We start from the raw sequence: 15019 nt of genomic DNA, 5'->3' as shown, positions 1-15019 counted from the left end.
GCGGCCGGGCGTTTTTCGCGCTTCGCGCGGGGGTTTCCCACCCGCACCACCCGTACAAGGGATCTCGATGTCGAGCCGCCTGTGGGTGGCCGGGCGCCGCTGGCGGCCGGCGGGTGGGGTGGTGGTGGTGTGCCGGTGCTTCGCCTGGGCGGCGTCACGGGGGTGCCCGGGGGCTGCACCCGACCCCGCCCCGGCACCTCGTTCAGCTCGGCCTCACGGTGCCGGGGGCGGTGGGCAACCCCCGACCGGGCCCGGCGGGGCTCGGGGGGTGGAGCGGGCCGCGGGCGTAGCGCCGTAGACCCGCCCCACCCGCCCCGTGGCCCGGGCGCGGCCCCACCCCCCGAGCCCGGTCGGGCTCAAGGGGTGGGGCCGGGCGCGCGGGTTGTCCCGTGCCCCCGCGCCGTCCTGTCAGGACCTTGCCAGGATCCGGCGGGCCGGGAGCGTTGTCGCCGTGAGGGCCAGGGCCAGGACCGCTGCCGTCATGGAGGCGTAGACGGCGGGTGGGACGTAAGGACCGGTCCCCGTGACGGCGCGGGTCAGGGGGTGCAGTGTCGCCAGGGCGATGGCCGTGCCCAGGGTGATGCCTGCGGCCGTGACCAGCAGTGCCTCCCAGCCGATCATCCGGAGGACCTGGCGCCGGGTGGAGCCGACCAATCGGAGCACGGTGAGTTCGCGGTGCCGGTCGAGGACGGTCATCACCAGCGTGTTGGCTGCGGCGATGGCGGCGAAGCCGCCGAGGACGACTGCCATCGTGTAGTTCGCCCAGGCGTTCAGCGCCCGCTCCGTGTCCTGCGCGACCGTCCACCCGTTCGCGTCGGTGACCCGGCCCAGGGACGGGTCCGGTGCGGGACCGCCCCTGAGCCCCTTGAGCAGTACTTCGGTCGGGAACAGGGACGTCGCGTGGCCGCGCAGGTCGTCGACCGGCAGGGTGATCATGCCGAAGCCCAGGCCGCGGCCGTAGACCGCGGCCACGGTCGGTGTGGCCGGCGTGCCGTCCGGGAGACGGATCCGCAACCGCTCGCCCCTCGCCACCCCCGCCGCGTCGGCGAGCGTCCGGTCGACCGCGACCGTGCCCGGGCCGAGCGAGTCCAGGGAGCCCTCCGTGACGCCCAGGTCCTGGACCTGTGCCAGAGCCGACGGCTTGCCGGCGAACGCCTGGACGGGGAATGCCTCGTGCCGGCGTTCGGACCCGGACCCGACCTGTACGAGCAGGCTGGTGCGGGTGATCGGGACGACCGACTCCGCCACCGGACGCTCCGCCACCGACGGGTCCGTCGGCCCGGTGATCACGTGATCGGCCAGCAGGCCCGCCCGCTGCTGGTCCCTGGTCGCCCGGTCCTCGCTCGTGTGCAGGAAGACCAGCGTCGACGAGAAGGCCATCGCCAGCACGATGGGCGTGATGGCGGACGCCAGTCGGCGCGCGTTCGTACGGGAGTTGGCGGCGGCCAGCCCGCCGGCCGGGCCGGCCCCGCGCAGCACGAGCCCGAACAGCTCCGCGCACAGCCTCGCGATCAGTGGTCCGAGCAGGGCGACGGCCAGCATGAACAGCATGACCACGCCGAGGGCGGCGTTCGCCGAGTCCTCGCCGGTCGAGGACGCCGCCAGCCCGGAGCAGACGATGCCGCCCGTGAGCGCGGCGAGCCCGAGGGGCGTACGGACCCACCCGGGCCGGATGCGTTCCACGGCGGCCGCGGCGAGCGCCAGACCCGGACGGGTACGGGCGGGCCGGCGCGCGGCGGCGCGCCCGGCCACCAGGGCGGTCAGCAGTCCCACCCCCACGGCCACGGTCAGCGGGATCCACCCGACGACGAGCTCCACCTCGCGGGGGACGGCCCCCTTCTCCTGCAGCCGCCCGAACCACCACCGGGCGAGGGCGATCCCGGGCAGGCAGCCGAGCAGCCCGGCGGCGGGTGCGACCAGCAGGGCCTCGGTGGCGACCATGCGGCGGATCTGGCGCGGGGTGGCCCCGACCGCGCGCAGCAGCGCGAACTCGCGGGAGCGCTGGCCCACGCCGAGGGCGACGGTGCCGGCCGCGGTGAACACCGCCACCATGGCGGCAACCCCGCCGAAGGACCCGCCGATGCCCATGAGGACTTCCTCGGCCGCCGCAAGGCGCCCGTCGAGGACGCGGTCGTCACCGGTCAGCACACGGGCACCCGTGCCCGCGAGGGCGGCACGGGTCGCCGTGGCGAGGGAGCCCGCGTCGGCTCCGGAACGCGGGAACAGGACGATGGCGTCGAGGGCCTTCGGATGCCCCGAGAGCACGGCGGCCTCGGCATCGGCGAACCAGACCCCGGCGCGGTCGGCCTGTCCGACCACCCGGAACTCGCGCCGCCCGGCCGGGGTGTCCAGGGTCACGGACCCGGCGGCAGAACCATCGGGGGGACGAACGGCGGAACCGACAGCGGGACCAACGGCCGGACCCGCCCCGGCCCCCGAACCGGGCGCACCGGGCGCACCGGGCGCACCGCCCGGACCGAGGACCACCTCGCCCCGCTCCGGCGCCCGCCCCGACGTCAGGCCGGCCCCGGTGAAGGCAGTGGACCCCCACCCCGCCGCCTGCCCCTCCCCCGCCGCAGCGCGCACGGGGAAGACGACGTCCGGTACGGCCCGGCCGACGCCGGAGAGCCGGTCGAGCAGCGCGGCGTCCAACCTGGCCCGGTCCGGGACGGGCCGGGAATCGGTGAAGGCCCCCTCCCCGCTGCCCACCGTGAGGTGCACCTGCTGGTCGGCGGCGACGACCACGGGTGCGTCGGCGTACCGGGTGGGCGGGAGGGCCGCGCGGGCGCCGGACTCCAGGAGGATCCCGCAGGCGGAAACGATGGCCACGGTCATCAGCAGGGCGACGAAGGTGCCGACGAAGGCGGCGGGCCGGAACCGGACGGCCGCCCGCGCCAGCCCGTTCGTACGAAACGGCCGAACGGTCACGCCGCGGCCCCCAGGCGACCGGTATGACCGGTGTGACCGGTACCACCGGGACCACCAAGGCCACCAGGACCGCCGGGACCACCGGTACGGGCACCATGCGAAGCCAGCGAGTCGGTCAGGGCGGTCATGCGGTCGGCCACGGCAGCGGCCGGGCTGCGCGGCATCCGGTCCGCGATCACGCCGTCGGCGAGGAAGAGGACCTGGTCGGCGTGGGCGGCGGCAGCCGGGTCGTGGGTGACCATGACCACCGTGGCGCCGAGCGAGTCCACCGCGCCGCGCAGCAGCGCGAGCACCTCCGCCGCCGTGGTGGTGTCCAGCGCGCCCGTGGGCTCGTCGGCGAAGACCACGTCCGGGTCGGTGACCAGGGCGCGGGCGATGGCGACGCGCTGCTGCTGGCCGCCGGAGAGTTCGGCGGGCCGGCGCCGGCCCTTGCCGCCCAGGCCGACCTGTTCGAGCAGGGCCGCGGCGCGGCCATGGTCCTGGCGGCCGCCGGCCAGCCGCATCGGCAGCAGCACGTTCTGCTCGACGGTGAGCGAGGGCAGCAGGTTGAACGCCTGGAAGACGAACCCGAGGCGGGACCGGCGGAGTTCGGTGAGATGGTTCTCGTTCATGCCGGTGATCTCGGTGCCGCCGAGGCGGACCGAGCCCGCCGTCGGGCGGTCCAGTCCGGCCGCGCACTGGAGGAAGGTCGACTTGCCGGAGCCGGAGGGGCCCATCACGGCGGTGAACGTCCCGCGGGGCAGGACCAGGTCGATGCCCCGGAGGGCGTGCACGGTGGCCGAGCCCCGGCCGTACTCCCGCCGTACGCCCCGCAGCTCGACCGCCGCCGTGGTGTCGTGCGCGGTGCTGCCGTACACGTCGGTGCCGTACGCGTCGGTGGCGTGCGGGGGCACTTCGGCCCGCGCCTCCGGCTGGTCCCCGCCGCGCCGCCGCGCGTTCCTCCGCAGCCCGATCCCCATGGCTTCCCCGTCCTCCGTGTCCCTGCGTCCCCGACCGCCGCCGGTGGGTCGGTCGGTACGACGAACCTACGGATCCCGAAGGGGGCGGAACCATGACGGAACCAGGTGGATCGGAGGTGGGGGAAACCCCACCACCGGAGCGAACGGAGCTGAGGGAGGGCAGAGCAAAGGGAGGGCAGAGCAAAGGGAGGGCAGAGCAAAGGGAGGGCAGAGCAAAGGGAGGCCGGCCGAGCGGCCGGCCCCTAAGCCGAGCGCCGGATCAGCAGCAGCGCCCGGTCGTCGTTGACGTCCTTGGCCACCTTCTCGATCAGGTGCCAGGCCGCACCCTCCCAGCCGGCGGCCACATAGCGGTCGGCTTCGCCGGTCAGCCGGTCGATGCCCTCGCTGATCTCCCGGTCGGCGGTCTCGACCAGGCCGTCGGTGAACAGCATCAGCACGTCGCCGGGCCGCAGGCTGCCGCGGACGGGCTCGAACTCGGCCCCGTCGTAGACGCCGAGCAGCGGTCCGGAGCCGGACTTCTCCTGCCAGCGGCCGGTGCCCGCGGACAGCTGGAGGGCGGGCAGGTGGCCCGCCGACAGCAGCTCGTAGTCGCCGGTGTGCAGGTCCAGCACCAGGTGGACGGAGGTGGCGAAGCCCTCGTCCCAGTCCTGCCGCAGGAGGTAGCCGTTCGCCGCCGGCAGGAAGTCCTGCGGGGGCAGCGAGCCCAGCAGGCCGCCGAAGGCGCCGGAGAGCAGCAGGGCGCGGGATCCGGCGTCCATGCCCTTGCCCGAGACGTCGGTGAGGACGACCTCCAGGGTGCGGCCCCGGGGGCCGGTACGGGCGGCCACCACGAAGTCGCCGGAGAAGGACTGTCCGCCGGCCGGGCGGAGGGCCATCTCGCGGTGCCAGCCGGGTGGCAGGGCGGGCAGCTTGCTCTGCACCCTGATCCGTTCGCGCAGGTCGAAGAGCATGGTGCCGCCGCGCCGCCAGGGCACGCCGACGCGGCTGCGGAACTGGGCGATGACCAGGCCGAAGAGTCCGCACGCGGCCACCACCAGCACGGTGCCGGGAGTGACCCTGGCGGGCCCCTGGGTGTACGGGCCGAGGACGAGCGCCTCGACGATCAGTGCGGCGGCGGAGGCGGCGTACAGGGCGAGCAGGCTGGCGGGGCGCAGCAGCAGGCCGCCCGCGACGATCGGCAGGACGAGGGCGGACGGCGAGCACCACACCGGCAGCATCAGGGTGCCGCAGGTGATGGCGGGCACGGTCAGCAGAAGTCCGGCGAAGGCGAGCCAGTCCGAGGCGTCTCCGCGGAAGTAGTCCACGGCGGATTTGCGCAGGGCGGTGCGGACCCGGTGCGACATCTTCCGCATCCGGGCCGTCACGGTCTCTCCACGTGCTCGGGCCATTGCTTCGGGACCCTATCCACCCGGGCTGTGTGCGCGCAGGGGTACCCCCGCAGCGGCAGGGAATCCGGGCCGTGAACAGTCTCCGGACCCTCGCCCCACCCAGCCCGAACCAACCGCTCGCCCACACCGAACCAACCGCTCATCCACCCCCACCCCACCGCTCACCCACCCCGAACCACCCCCGACCAACCCCGACCAACCCCGAAAACCGGTCGACGTGCGAGGAACGTCCTGATAACCATGCCTTCATGGCGTATGAGACACGGGTCCTGCGGCCCGAGGAGTGGGACACCTGGTACGACCTGCTCGAACTGGCCTTCGGCGGGGTGCCGGAGTCGGCCGAGGAGCGGTCGCTGTACAAGTCGCTCACGGAGATCGAGCGTTCGCTCGGCGTCTGGGACGGCGCGGACTGCGTGGGCACCGCCTCGTCGTTCGGCTTCCGGCTGTCGGTGCCGGGTGGCGCGCTGGTGCCGACCGCCGCGGTGACGATGGTGGGAGTGGCCCCCACGCACCGCCGCCGGGGCGTGCTCACCTCCATGATGCGGCGTCAGCTCGAAGACGTCCGGGCCGGCGGCGAACCGCTGGCGGCGCTGACGGCCTCGGAACCGGTGATCTACGGCCGGTTCGGCTACGGCATCGCGACCTGGGCCACCGCCCTGGACATCGACACCAGCCGGGTCCGGCTGACGGTTCCGCCCGGCACGGACGGGATCCGGCTGCGGCTGGTGGATCCGGAGGAGGCACTGGCCGCCTGCGAGAAGGTGTACGCCGAGCTGGTGCCGCGGCGGCCGGGGATGCCGGCCCGGGCGCCGGGCTGGGAGCGGCTGGGGCTGCTGGATCCGGAGCATGCGCGCGAGGGCGCCTCGCCGCTGAAGTGCGTGCTGGCGGAGCGGGCGGACGGCGAACCGGCCGGGTACGCCCGCTACCGGGTGAAACCCGAGTGGGACCTGACCGGCTCGGACGGGGTGGTGCGGGTCGCGGACGTGGACGCGCTGGATCCGCAGGCGTACGCGGCGCTGTGGCGGTACCTGTTCGAGATCGACCTGACCTGGCACGTCGAGGCGGGCCGGCGTCCCGTCGACGATCCGGTGCTGCACCTGTTGAGCGACGTACGGCGCTCACAGCCGCGGTCGCGCGACCAGATGCACGTACGGCTGGTGGACCTGCCGGCGGCGCTGGAGGCCCGGACGTACGGGTCCCCGGTGAACGTCGTGTTCGAGGTCGAGGACGCGTTCTGCCCGTGGAACGCGGGGCGCTGGCGGCTGACCGGCGGCGCGGAGGGGGCGAGCTGCGTCCGTACGCGCGACGCGGCCGGTCTGGCGCTGTCGGTGCGGGAGCTGGGTTCCGCCTACCTGGGCGGGGTGTCGCTGACCGCGCTGGCGGGCGCGGGCCGGGTGACGGAGCTGCGGCCGGGCGCGCTCGCGGAGGCGTCCCGGGCCTTCGCGGGCGATGTCGCGCCCTGGCTGCCGCACTTCTTCTAGACGGCACTCCTCCTCACCTGCGGGGCCCCTACCGGCCCTGGCACCCCGGGCACCAGAAGAGGTTGCGGGCGGCGAGGTCGGCGGTGCGGATCTCGCCGTCGCAGATGTGGCAGGGCATGGCCGCCCGGCGGTAGACGTAGACCTCGCCGCCGTGGTCGTCCACGCGGGGCGGCCGGCCCATGGCCTCGGGGGTGTGCTCGGGGCGGACGGTGTCGATGCGGTTGTTCCGGACGCCCTCGCGCATCAGCTCCACCAGGTCCAGCCACATGGCGTCCCACTCGCGTCGGCCGATGTCCTTGCCGGGCCGGTACGGGTCGATGCCGTGCCGGAAGAGGACCTCGGCGCGGTAGACGTTCCCGACGCCCGCGACGATCTTCTGGTCCATGAGCAGGGCGGCGATGGTGGTGCGGGAGCGGGAGATCCGCTTCCAGGCCCGGTCCGGGTCGTCGCCGGCCCGCAGCGGGTCGGGGCCGAGCCGGTCGTGTATCGCCTTCTTCTCGCCGTCCGTGATCAGCTCGCACGCGGTGGGTCCGCGGAGGTCGGCGTAGTGCTCGTCGTTCAGCAGGCGCAGCCGCACGGTGTCGGTGGCGGGCGGGGCGGGCACGGCCCCGAAGGCGTACTTGCCGAACAGGCCGAGGTGGATGTGGATCCAGTCCTCGTCCAGTCCGAGGAAGAGGTGCTTGCCGTGGGCCTCGGCCGAGGCCAGCTCACGGCCGTCGAGCAGTGCCGCGCTCTCGGCGAACCGTCCCTGCGGGCTGCTCACCCGGACCGTGCGGTCGGCGAACCGCTCGGTGTGGTCCTGGGCGAGTCGGTGGATCGTATGCCCCTCGGGCACTGCTGCTCTCCTCGGGTGGACATGGCCGTGCCGCCGGACCCCGGGTCCGGCGGCACGCGGGTGTTACTTGTCCTGCGGGTGGTGGGCCGGGATCGGGGGCAGCTCGCCGGTGGTCTCGTACGCGGAGAGCATGTCGATGCGGCGGGTGTGGCGCTCCTCGTTCGAGTACGGGGTGGCGAGGAAGGCCTCGATGAAGGAGGTGGCGTCCTCCTCGCTGTGCATGCGGCCGCCGACGGAGATCACGTTGGCGTTGTTGTGCTCGCGGCCGAGCTTGGCGGTCTCCACGCTCCAGGCGAGGATGGCGCGGACGCCCTTGACCTTGTTGGCGGCGATCTGCTCGCCGTTGCCGGAGCCGCCGATCACGATGCCGAGGCTGCCCTCGTCGGCCGCGGTCTTCTCCGCGGCGCGGAGGCAGAACGGCGGGTAGTCGTCGACGGCGTCGTAGATGTGCGGCCCGCAGTCGACGGGCTCGTGGCCGTTGTTCTTGAGCCAGTCCACGAGGTGGTTCTTGAGCTCAAAGCCGGCGTGGTCGGATCCGAGGTAGACGCGCATGGGCACGAGTGTGTCACGGGCGGGTCCGCGGAAGGGCGGCCGGGGTGCCCGCGTCGGGGGCCCTTCCCTCACCGAGCGTGCGCGGCAGGTGCACCGTGCGTGCATCGTGCGGGACCCGTCCCGGATCACGGCCCGCCTGTGGCGTAGGTCACTCCGCGATGACCCCCGAAGCTCAAGTAATCCCAAAGTGCCCAGTTCAGACACGGATGCCGGTTCCGGGACCTAGGTCCTGGACGTTCGCCCTACGGCAACGATCCGGATTCGGGTCTTCCGTCTTTTGTTCATTCCGGGTTTGAATGCCGGGGCTCGAAACCCGAGAACCAAAGGAATCGTCCATGAGCTCCACGACGACCCTTCAGAAGGCAGGCGGCCCCGCTGGTGAACCCGGCGCCCCGCAGTCTTCCGACGGTCTGAAGGCCGGTCTCAAGAACCGCCACCTGTCCATGATCGCCATTGGCGGCGTCATCGGAGCGGGACTCTTCGTCGGCTCCGGCGGCGGTATCGCCAAGGCCGGTCCCGCCATCCTGATCTCCTACGCGCTCGTCGGCGCGATGGTGGTCTTCGTCATGCGGATGCTGGGCGAGATGGCTGCGGCCAGCCCGAACTCCGGCTCCTTCTCCGCCTACGCCGACCGCGCGCTGGGCCGCTGGGCCGGCTTCTCCATCGGCTGGCTGTACTGGTTCTTCTGGGTCGTCGTGCTGGCCGTCGAGGCCACCGCCGGCGCCGCCATCCTGGAGAGCTGGATCCCGGCCGTCCCGCAGTGGGGCTGGGCCCTGATCGTGATGGCGGTCCTGACCGCCACCAACCTCGGCTCGGTCGCCTCCTACGGCGAGTTCGAGTTCTGGTTCGCGGGCATCAAGGTCGTCGCCATCGGCGCGTTCGTCATCGTCGGCATGCTGGCCGTGTTCGGCGTGCTGCCCGGCTCGGACAACCCGGGCGCCGGCTTCGCACACCTCACCGACGCCGGCGGCTTCTTCCCCAACGGCTACGGCGCCGTCCTCACCGGTGTCCTGATGGTGGTCTTCTCCTTCATGGGCAGCGAGATCGTCACCCTCGCCGCCGGTGAGTCGGAGAACCCCCGCAAGGCGGTCACCCAGGCCACCAACTCCGTCATCTGGCGGATCGGCGTCTTCTACCTCGGCTCGATCTTCATCGTGCTGACGCTGCTCCCCTGGAACGACAAGTCGATCACCGAGAAGGGCTCGTACGTCGCCGCCCTCGACTCGATCGGCATCGCGCACGCCGGCACGATCATGGAGGTCATCGTCCTGACCGCCGTGCTGTCCTGCCTGAACTCGGGCCTCTACACCGCCTCCCGCATGGCCTTCTCGCTCGGCGAGCGCGGCGACGCCCCCAAGGCGTTCGCCAAGGTCAACTCCAAGGGCGTGCCGGTGGCCGCGATCCTGGGCTCCACGGTCTTCGGCTTCATCGCCGTCTACTTCAACTACGCCTTCAAGGACACGGTCTTCAACTTCCTGCTGAACTCCTCGGGTGCCATCGCCCTCTTCGTCTGGCTGGTGATCTGCTTCACCCAGCTGAAGATGCGCGGGATCCTGGTCCGTGAGGCGCCGGAGAAGCTGACCGTCAAGATGTGGCTGTTCCCGTGGCTGACCTGGGCGACCGCCGCCCTGATCATGTTCGTGATCGGCTACATGTTCGTGGACGACGCCAACCGCGAGGTGGTCACCCTGTCCACCCTGGTGGCCGGCGCTGTCGTGGCCATCGGCGTGGTCCTGGACTTCCGCCGCAAGCGGGCTGCCCTGCAGGGCTGATCCCCCGCCCCAGCCACGTGCGTACGCACGCACGCACAGGTACGTACGCGCAGACGCCGGAGCCCGGCCCGCCTCTACAGGCGGGCCGGGCTCCGGCGCGTCGGGCCGCGATCGGCAGCGATCGGCAGCAATCAGCAGCGATCAACAATGATCGGCAGCCGTCGGCGGCGAATCGCGGGGCTACGGCCCTCAGCCCCGCCTGCCGGCCAGCTTCCAGGCGGCCGGCAGCGCCCCCATGGCCAGCGCGGCCTTGACGGCGTCGCCGATCAGGAACGGGGTCAGGCCCACCGCGACGGCCTTGCCCAGCGGCAGGCCGGTGGCGGCCATCAGGTACGGGACGCCCACCGCGTAGATGACCGCCGAGCCGAGCACCATGGCGCCGGCCGTACGGAGCACCGAGCGGTCGGTGCCGCGGCGGGCGAGGGCGCCGACCAGGGTCGCGGCCAGCAGCATGCCCAGCACGTAGCCGAAGGAGGCACCGGAGGCGCCCGCGGTGCCGCCGGCGAACCACGGCAGGCCGGCCGCACCGGCGGCGGCGTACAGCCCCAGTGCCAGGAACCCGCGCCGGGCGCCGAGGGCGCTGCCCACCAGCAGGGCGGCGAAGGTCTGTCCCGTGACCGGGACGGGGGAGCCGGGCACCGGGACCGACATCTGCGCGGCCAGACCGGTCAGCGCGGCACCGCCGACCACGAGGGCGGCCTCCCGGACGCGGCTCGCGGGCAGCAGGTCGGCCAGGACCAGACCCGGGCGGGTGACGACGGAAGCAGTGCTCATGAGGGGCTCCGCGGGAGTTGGGGGGTGGTACGGACAGCCCGACGCTACGTGCGGCGGCGGCGCGGTCACACCGCGTGCCGACACAAAGCCATGACCGTGCCCTTCGTGGGGACTCCACAAAGTCGGGCCGCGAAAGCCCAAGCGGAACGGAAGCCGAACGAAGCGGAAGGTCCGAAGTGATGCGAATCACGCAGGGGTTTGGTTGTGGCGAGTCCGTTTTGCGTGGCCGTCGAGCGCTCGGGGACACTGTCGGGATGTCACAAGCATCCCTGCCGGAAGTCACCGAGGAACCCCTCGGTCACGGCCTCAAGCAGCGCCACCTGACCATGCTCGGTCTGGGCGGCGTCATCGGCGCCGGACTCTTCGTCGGGTCCGGCGCGGGCATCTCGCTCGCCGGTCCCGGCATCGTCCTCTCCTATCTGTTCGCGGGCGCGCTCGCGATGCTGGTGATGCGGATGCTCGGGGAGATGTCCGCCGCACTGCCCGCGTCCGGATCCTTCTCGGTGCACGCAGAGCGGGCGCTGGGCCGCTGGGCCGGATTCTCGGTGGGCTGGCTCTACTGGTTCCTGCTGGTCGTGGTCCTCGCCGTGGAGGCGACCGGTGCGGCGACCATCGCGAACGGCTGGGTGCCGGGGGTCCCGCAGTGGGCCTGGGTGCTGATCTTCATGGTGGTCTTCACCGTCAGCAACCTCGCCGCGGTCCGCAACTTCGGCGAGTTCGAGTTCTGGTTCGCCACCCTGAAGGTGGGCGCGATCGTCCTCTTCCTGATCCTCTCCACCCTGGCGATCCTCGGCCTGCTCCCGGACACGGAACCGATCGGACTGGCCAATCTGACCGGGCAGGGCGGATTCCTGCCCAACGGCTGGTCCGGAGTGATCTCCGGCGTGCTGGCCGTGGTGTTCGCCTTCGGCGGCCTGGAGGTCGTCACCATCGCCGCCGCCGAGTCCGAGGACCCGGCGCGCTCGGTGTCGCGGGCGGTGCGCAGCGCGGTCTGGCGGATCCTGCTCTTCTACATCGGCTCGATGCTGGTGATCGTCACGCTGCTGCCGTGGGACGAGATGAAGCCGGGCGAGAGCCCGTACGTGGCCGTGCTCGACGCGATCGGCATTCCGGCGGCCGGCCAGATCATGAACATCGTGGTGTTCGTGGCGCTGCTGTCGGCGCTCAACGCCAACCTGTACGGCTCCTCCCGGATGGTCTTCTCGCTGGCCGAGCGCGGCGAAGCGCCGAAGGGGCTGCTGACGGTGTCGCCGGGCGGGGTGCCGCGACGGGCCGTGTTCGCCTCGGTGGCCTTCGGTTTCGTGTCGGTCGTGCTGAACCTGCTGTGGCCGGACACGGTGTTCCTCTACATGCTCAACGCGGTCGGCGCGGTGCTGCTGTTCGTGTGGGCGCTGATCGCGGTCTCCCAGCTGCGGCTGCGGCGCCGGATCGAGCGGGACATGCCGGAGCGGCTGATCCTGCGGATGTGGGCCTTCCCGTACCTGACCTGGGCGGCGCTGGCGGCCATGGCCGCGGTGCTGGTGCTGATGCTGTTCGACGACTCGGCGCGCCCCCAGCTGCTGTGGTCGACCGGGGCGGCGGCGCTCGTACTGGCGGTGGCGGGGCTGCGCGAGCTGCGCGACCGGCGGGCCGGGACCGGCCGGCGGGCCTGACCCGGCCCGCCCGGCCCGGCCGCTTTCCCACGGGCTCCCGCGCACGGCGCGCGGGGGCCCGTACGCATGTCGGGCGCACACGTCAGGCGTACACGTCAGGCGCCCAGGTCAGGCCAGGTCAGGCGCCCGCGTCAGGCCGGCACATCGGGTGCCCGCGTCAGGTGCGCAGGTAGGAAGCACCGTTGACGTCCAGGACGGTGCCCGAGCTCCACACGGCCTCGGGCGAGGCCAGGTAGCGGACCGCGGCGGCGATCTCCGCCGGTTCCGCGACCCGCCCGAAGGGGCTCTGCTCGCGGATCGCGGCGCCCTCCGGCCCGGTCAGCCGCTCCGCCACCCGTTCCGTGGCCACGAATCCCGGTGCCACCGAGGCGACCGCGATGCCGTAGGGGGCGAGGGAGACGGCCAGTGACTGGCCGAGGGCGTGCAGGGCCGCCTTGGTGGCGCCGTACGCCGGGTGGTCGGGCTCGCCGCGGAAGGCGCCGCGCGAGCCGACGTTGACGATGCGTCCCGGCCGGCCTTCGTCGATCAGTCGGCGGGCCACGCAGTGGCTGAGGTTGGCGGCGCCGAACAGGTTGACCGCGGCCGTGTCCCGCCAGGCTGCCTGCCAGTCGGCGTACGAGGTCTCGGCGAGCGGGTGGCGGACCATGACGGCCGCATTGTTGACCAGGACGTCGACCCCTTCGAGGGCCTCGGCGGCCTCCGCGGCCAGGGCCTCGACCCGTGCCGGGTCGGCGAGGTCGCCGGTGACCAGGACGTGGCCCGTGCCGTCCAGCTCCGCCAGGGTCCGCTCGGCGTCGGCGTGCCGGGCGGAGCAGTGCACGGCGACCCGGTCGCCCTGCGCGGCGAACGCGGCGGCGACGGCCCGCCCGATGCCCCGGGAGGCGCCGGTGACGAGTACCCCGCGTCCTGTGGTGGCCAGTTCCTGCGTGCTGCCGTTGCTCATCGGCTCCCCCGTGGTCGTGGGCGTTCCCTGCGTGGGCGTTCCCCTGCGCGGCCGCGCACCTGCACGGGCGCCAGCGTATGGGCATGATCACGACCAGTCACCCCGCTGTCCGGATATCGGACGCAGAACATCCGCTGACCGGACACTGGCCAGACTGGGGCGCACCCACCCGTCCCCCCGCACACCGGACAGGCCCACAACTCCATGAGCCAGACCACCCTCCCGACGCCCCCGCAGCAGGCCCCTCCCCCGGCCGCCCCACCCGCCGGCGGACCCCCGCTCTCGGGCGGACTCAAGCAGCGCCACCTCTCGATGATCGCCCTCGGCGGGGTCATCGGCGCCGGCCTGTTCGTCGGCTCCGGCGCCGGGATCGCGGCCGCCGGCCCCTCGATCGTGCTCGCGTACGCCGCGTCCGGACTGCTCGTCATGTTCGTGATGCGGATGCTCGGCGAGATGTCCGCGGCCAACCCGGCGTCCGGTTCCTTCTCGGTGCACGCCGAGCGGGCCATCGGCCCGTGGGCGGGCTTCACCGCCGGATGGATGTTCTGGACCCTGCTGGTGGTCGGCGTGGCCATCGAGGCCATCGGCGCCGCCGCGATCCTCACGGGATGGTTCCCCGGCACCCCGTCCTGGATGTGGGTGCTGGTGTTCATGGCCGTGTTCTGCGGCACCAACCTGGCGGCCGTCTCCAACTTCGGCGAGTTCGAGTTCTGGTTCGCCGCGCTGAAGATCGCCGCGATCGGCGCGTTCCTGGTCCTCGGCACCCTCGCCGTCCTGGGCCTGCTGCCCGGCACCGACTCCCCCGGCACCGCCAACCTGCTGCACGACGGCGGCTTCCTCCCCAACGGGATCGAGGGCCTGCTGGTCGGCCTGCTCGCGTCGGTGGTCGCGTACGGCGGCCTGGAGACGGTGACCATCGCGGCCGCCGAGTCCGACGACCCGGTGCGCGGCGTCGCCCGCGCCGTCCGCACCACCATGTGGCGGATCGGCATCATCTACGTCGGCTCGATGCTGGTCGTCGTCACGCTGATCCCGTGGCACTCCGAGGGCGCGGGCAAGGCGCCGTACGCCGCCGCCCTGGACCACCTCGGGATCCCGGGCGCCGGCCAGATCATGAACGCGGCCATCCTGGTCGCGCTGCTGTCCGCGATGAACGCGAACATCTACGGCTCCTCCCGGATGGCGTACTCCCTGGTCCGCCGCGGCCAGGGGCCCAAGGCCCTCGGGCGGGTCTCCGGCGGGGTCCCGCGCCGTGCGGTGCTGGCCTCCTCGGGCTTCGGCTTCGTCTGCGTCCTGCTGTCGTACCGGTACCCGACCACCCTGTTCGCCTGGCTGCTGAACATGGTCGGCGGCGTGATCCTCGTGGTCTGGGGCTTCATCGCGGTGTCCCAGTTCGTGCTGCGCCGCCGCACCGAGCGGGAGGCGCCCGGAAAGCTGGTCGTCCGGATGTGGGGGTTCCCGTACCTGACCTGGGTGGCGCTGGCCGGTGTGCTGGGCGTGCTGGTCCTGATGGCGTGGGACTCCGGCACCCGGGTCCAGGTGGTCTTCACCGGCGGGCTGACGGTGGCGCTGGCCGTCACCGGCTACGCGATGCAGCGGAAGGCGGCCGCCGGCCGCTGATTCGCTCCCCGAGGCGGGCCCCCGGCGGTGCCACCGGGGCCCCCCCCCCCAAAAAAGGGGGTACCCCAACGGTGTGGACGCCAAATATAACTGAATCGTGCGGGTTGGGCCGGGT

Annotated in this window: 11 protein-coding genes; 4 read left to right on the top strand and 7 right to left on the bottom strand. The window is 72.9% G+C overall.

Features of this window, described 5'->3' with window-relative positions; all coding sequences use genetic code 11:
- Positions 1 to 408 precede the first annotated feature (408 nt).
- The 3 genes from AB0O36_RS11745 to AB0O36_RS11735 form a co-directional block, all read right to left on the bottom strand.
- Positions 409 to 2928 (bottom strand): FtsX-like permease family protein, encoded by a 2520-nt coding sequence (locus AB0O36_RS11745; RefSeq protein ID WP_365107635.1) that lies wholly within the window; start codon positions 2926 to 2928, stop codon positions 409 to 411.
- Entirely contained in the window at positions 2925 to 3887 is a 963-nt protein-coding gene (locus AB0O36_RS11740; RefSeq protein WP_365107632.1) for an ABC transporter ATP-binding protein, read from the bottom strand. The genes AB0O36_RS11745 and AB0O36_RS11740 overlap by 4 nt, the downstream gene beginning before the upstream one ends.
- A 242-nt stretch (positions 3888 to 4129) precedes the next feature.
- Positions 4130 to 5275 (bottom strand): PP2C family protein-serine/threonine phosphatase, encoded by a 1146-nt coding sequence (locus tag AB0O36_RS11735; RefSeq protein ID WP_365107629.1) that lies wholly within the window; start codon positions 5273 to 5275, stop codon positions 4130 to 4132.
- A 248-nt stretch (positions 5276 to 5523) separates the two neighbouring features.
- On the opposite strand from AB0O36_RS11735, the gene AB0O36_RS11730 reads away from it, so the two are divergent.
- Positions 5524 to 6756: a GNAT family N-acetyltransferase gene (locus AB0O36_RS11730; RefSeq protein WP_365107626.1), complete on the top strand. Its 1233-nt coding sequence runs from the start codon at positions 5524 to 5526 to the stop codon at positions 6754 to 6756.
- Between the two features lie 28 nt (positions 6757 to 6784).
- Here the strand turns inward: AB0O36_RS11730 and AB0O36_RS11725 are convergent, their stop codons facing one another.
- Positions 6785 to 7591: a DNA-formamidopyrimidine glycosylase family protein gene (locus AB0O36_RS11725; RefSeq protein WP_365107623.1), complete on the bottom strand. Its 807-nt coding sequence runs from the start codon at positions 7589 to 7591 to the stop codon at positions 6785 to 6787.
- A 63-nt stretch (positions 7592 to 7654) separates the two neighbouring features.
- The gene (locus AB0O36_RS11720) at positions 7655 to 8143 is read right to left on the bottom strand and encodes a ribose-5-phosphate isomerase (protein ID WP_365107621.1); all 489 of its coding nucleotides are present in this window, start codon (positions 8141 to 8143) and stop codon (positions 7655 to 7657) included.
- Positions 8144 to 8478: 335 nt separating this feature from the next.
- Here AB0O36_RS11720 and AB0O36_RS11715 point away from each other — a divergent pair, with 335 nt between their 5' ends.
- A complete protein-coding gene (locus AB0O36_RS11715; RefSeq protein WP_365107618.1) occupies positions 8479 to 9915 on the top strand; it encodes an amino acid permease in 1437 nt (478 codons plus the stop codon).
- Between the two features lie 189 nt (positions 9916 to 10104).
- On the opposite strand, the gene AB0O36_RS11710 is transcribed toward AB0O36_RS11715, so the two are convergent.
- The gene (locus AB0O36_RS11710) at positions 10105 to 10689 is read right to left on the bottom strand and encodes a biotin transporter BioY (RefSeq protein WP_365107615.1); all 585 of its coding nucleotides are present in this window, start codon (positions 10687 to 10689) and stop codon (positions 10105 to 10107) included.
- 254 nt (positions 10690 to 10943) lie between these two features.
- Between AB0O36_RS11710 and AB0O36_RS11705 the strand changes: the two genes are divergently transcribed.
- Complete coding sequence (locus AB0O36_RS11705; RefSeq protein WP_365107612.1) at positions 10944 to 12341, top strand: amino acid permease; 1398 nt, start codon at positions 10944 to 10946, stop codon at positions 12339 to 12341.
- A 157-nt stretch (positions 12342 to 12498) separates the two neighbouring features.
- Here the strand turns inward: AB0O36_RS11705 and AB0O36_RS11700 are convergent, their stop codons facing one another.
- The gene (locus AB0O36_RS11700) at positions 12499 to 13284 is read right to left on the bottom strand and encodes an SDR family oxidoreductase (protein WP_365107609.1); all 786 of its coding nucleotides are present in this window, start codon (positions 13282 to 13284) and stop codon (positions 12499 to 12501) included.
- A gap of 204 nt (positions 13285 to 13488) precedes the next feature.
- On the opposite strand from AB0O36_RS11700, the gene AB0O36_RS11695 reads away from it, so the two are divergent.
- Positions 13489 to 14904 (top strand): amino acid permease, encoded by a 1416-nt coding sequence (locus tag AB0O36_RS11695; protein ID WP_365107607.1) that lies wholly within the window; start codon positions 13489 to 13491, stop codon positions 14902 to 14904.
- The last annotated feature ends 115 nt before the right edge of the window (positions 14905 to 15019 follow it).

Source organism: Streptomyces sp. NPDC089799, assembly GCF_040684755.1.
Taxonomy (GTDB): Bacteria; Actinomycetota; Actinomycetes; order Streptomycetales; family Streptomycetaceae; genus Streptomyces.
This window is presented reverse-complemented; position numbering and strand designations above follow the sequence as displayed.

What these genes read in the sequence shown, in the direction of transcription:
- AB0O36_RS11730 (WP_365107626.1), top strand. Translation starts at nt 5,524, where the DNA reads ATGGCGTATGAGACACGGGTCCTGCGGCCCGAGGAGTGGGACACCTGG.
- AB0O36_RS11715 (WP_365107618.1), top strand. Translation starts at nt 8,479, where the DNA reads ATGAGCTCCACGACGACCCTTCAGAAGGCAGGCGGCCCCGCTGGTGAA.
- AB0O36_RS11720 (WP_365107621.1), bottom strand. Translation starts at nt 8,143, where the DNA reads ATGCGCGTCTACCTCGGATCCGACCACGCCGGCTTTGAGCTCAAGAAC.
- AB0O36_RS11740 (WP_365107632.1), bottom strand. Translation starts at nt 3,887, where the DNA reads ATGGGGATCGGGCTGCGGAGGAACGCGCGGCGGCGCGGCGGGGACCAG.
- AB0O36_RS11695 (WP_365107607.1), top strand. Translation starts at nt 13,489, where the DNA reads ATGAGCCAGACCACCCTCCCGACGCCCCCGCAGCAGGCCCCTCCCCCG.
- AB0O36_RS11735 (WP_365107629.1), bottom strand. Translation starts at nt 5,275, where the DNA reads ATGGCCCGAGCACGTGGAGAGACCGTGACGGCCCGGATGCGGAAGATG.
- AB0O36_RS11705 (WP_365107612.1), top strand. Translation starts at nt 10,944, where the DNA reads ATGTCACAAGCATCCCTGCCGGAAGTCACCGAGGAACCCCTCGGTCAC.
- AB0O36_RS11700 (WP_365107609.1), bottom strand. Translation starts at nt 13,284, where the DNA reads ATGAGCAACGGCAGCACGCAGGAACTGGCCACCACAGGACGCGGGGTA.
- AB0O36_RS11710 (WP_365107615.1), bottom strand. Translation starts at nt 10,689, where the DNA reads ATGAGCACTGCTTCCGTCGTCACCCGCCCGGGTCTGGTCCTGGCCGAC.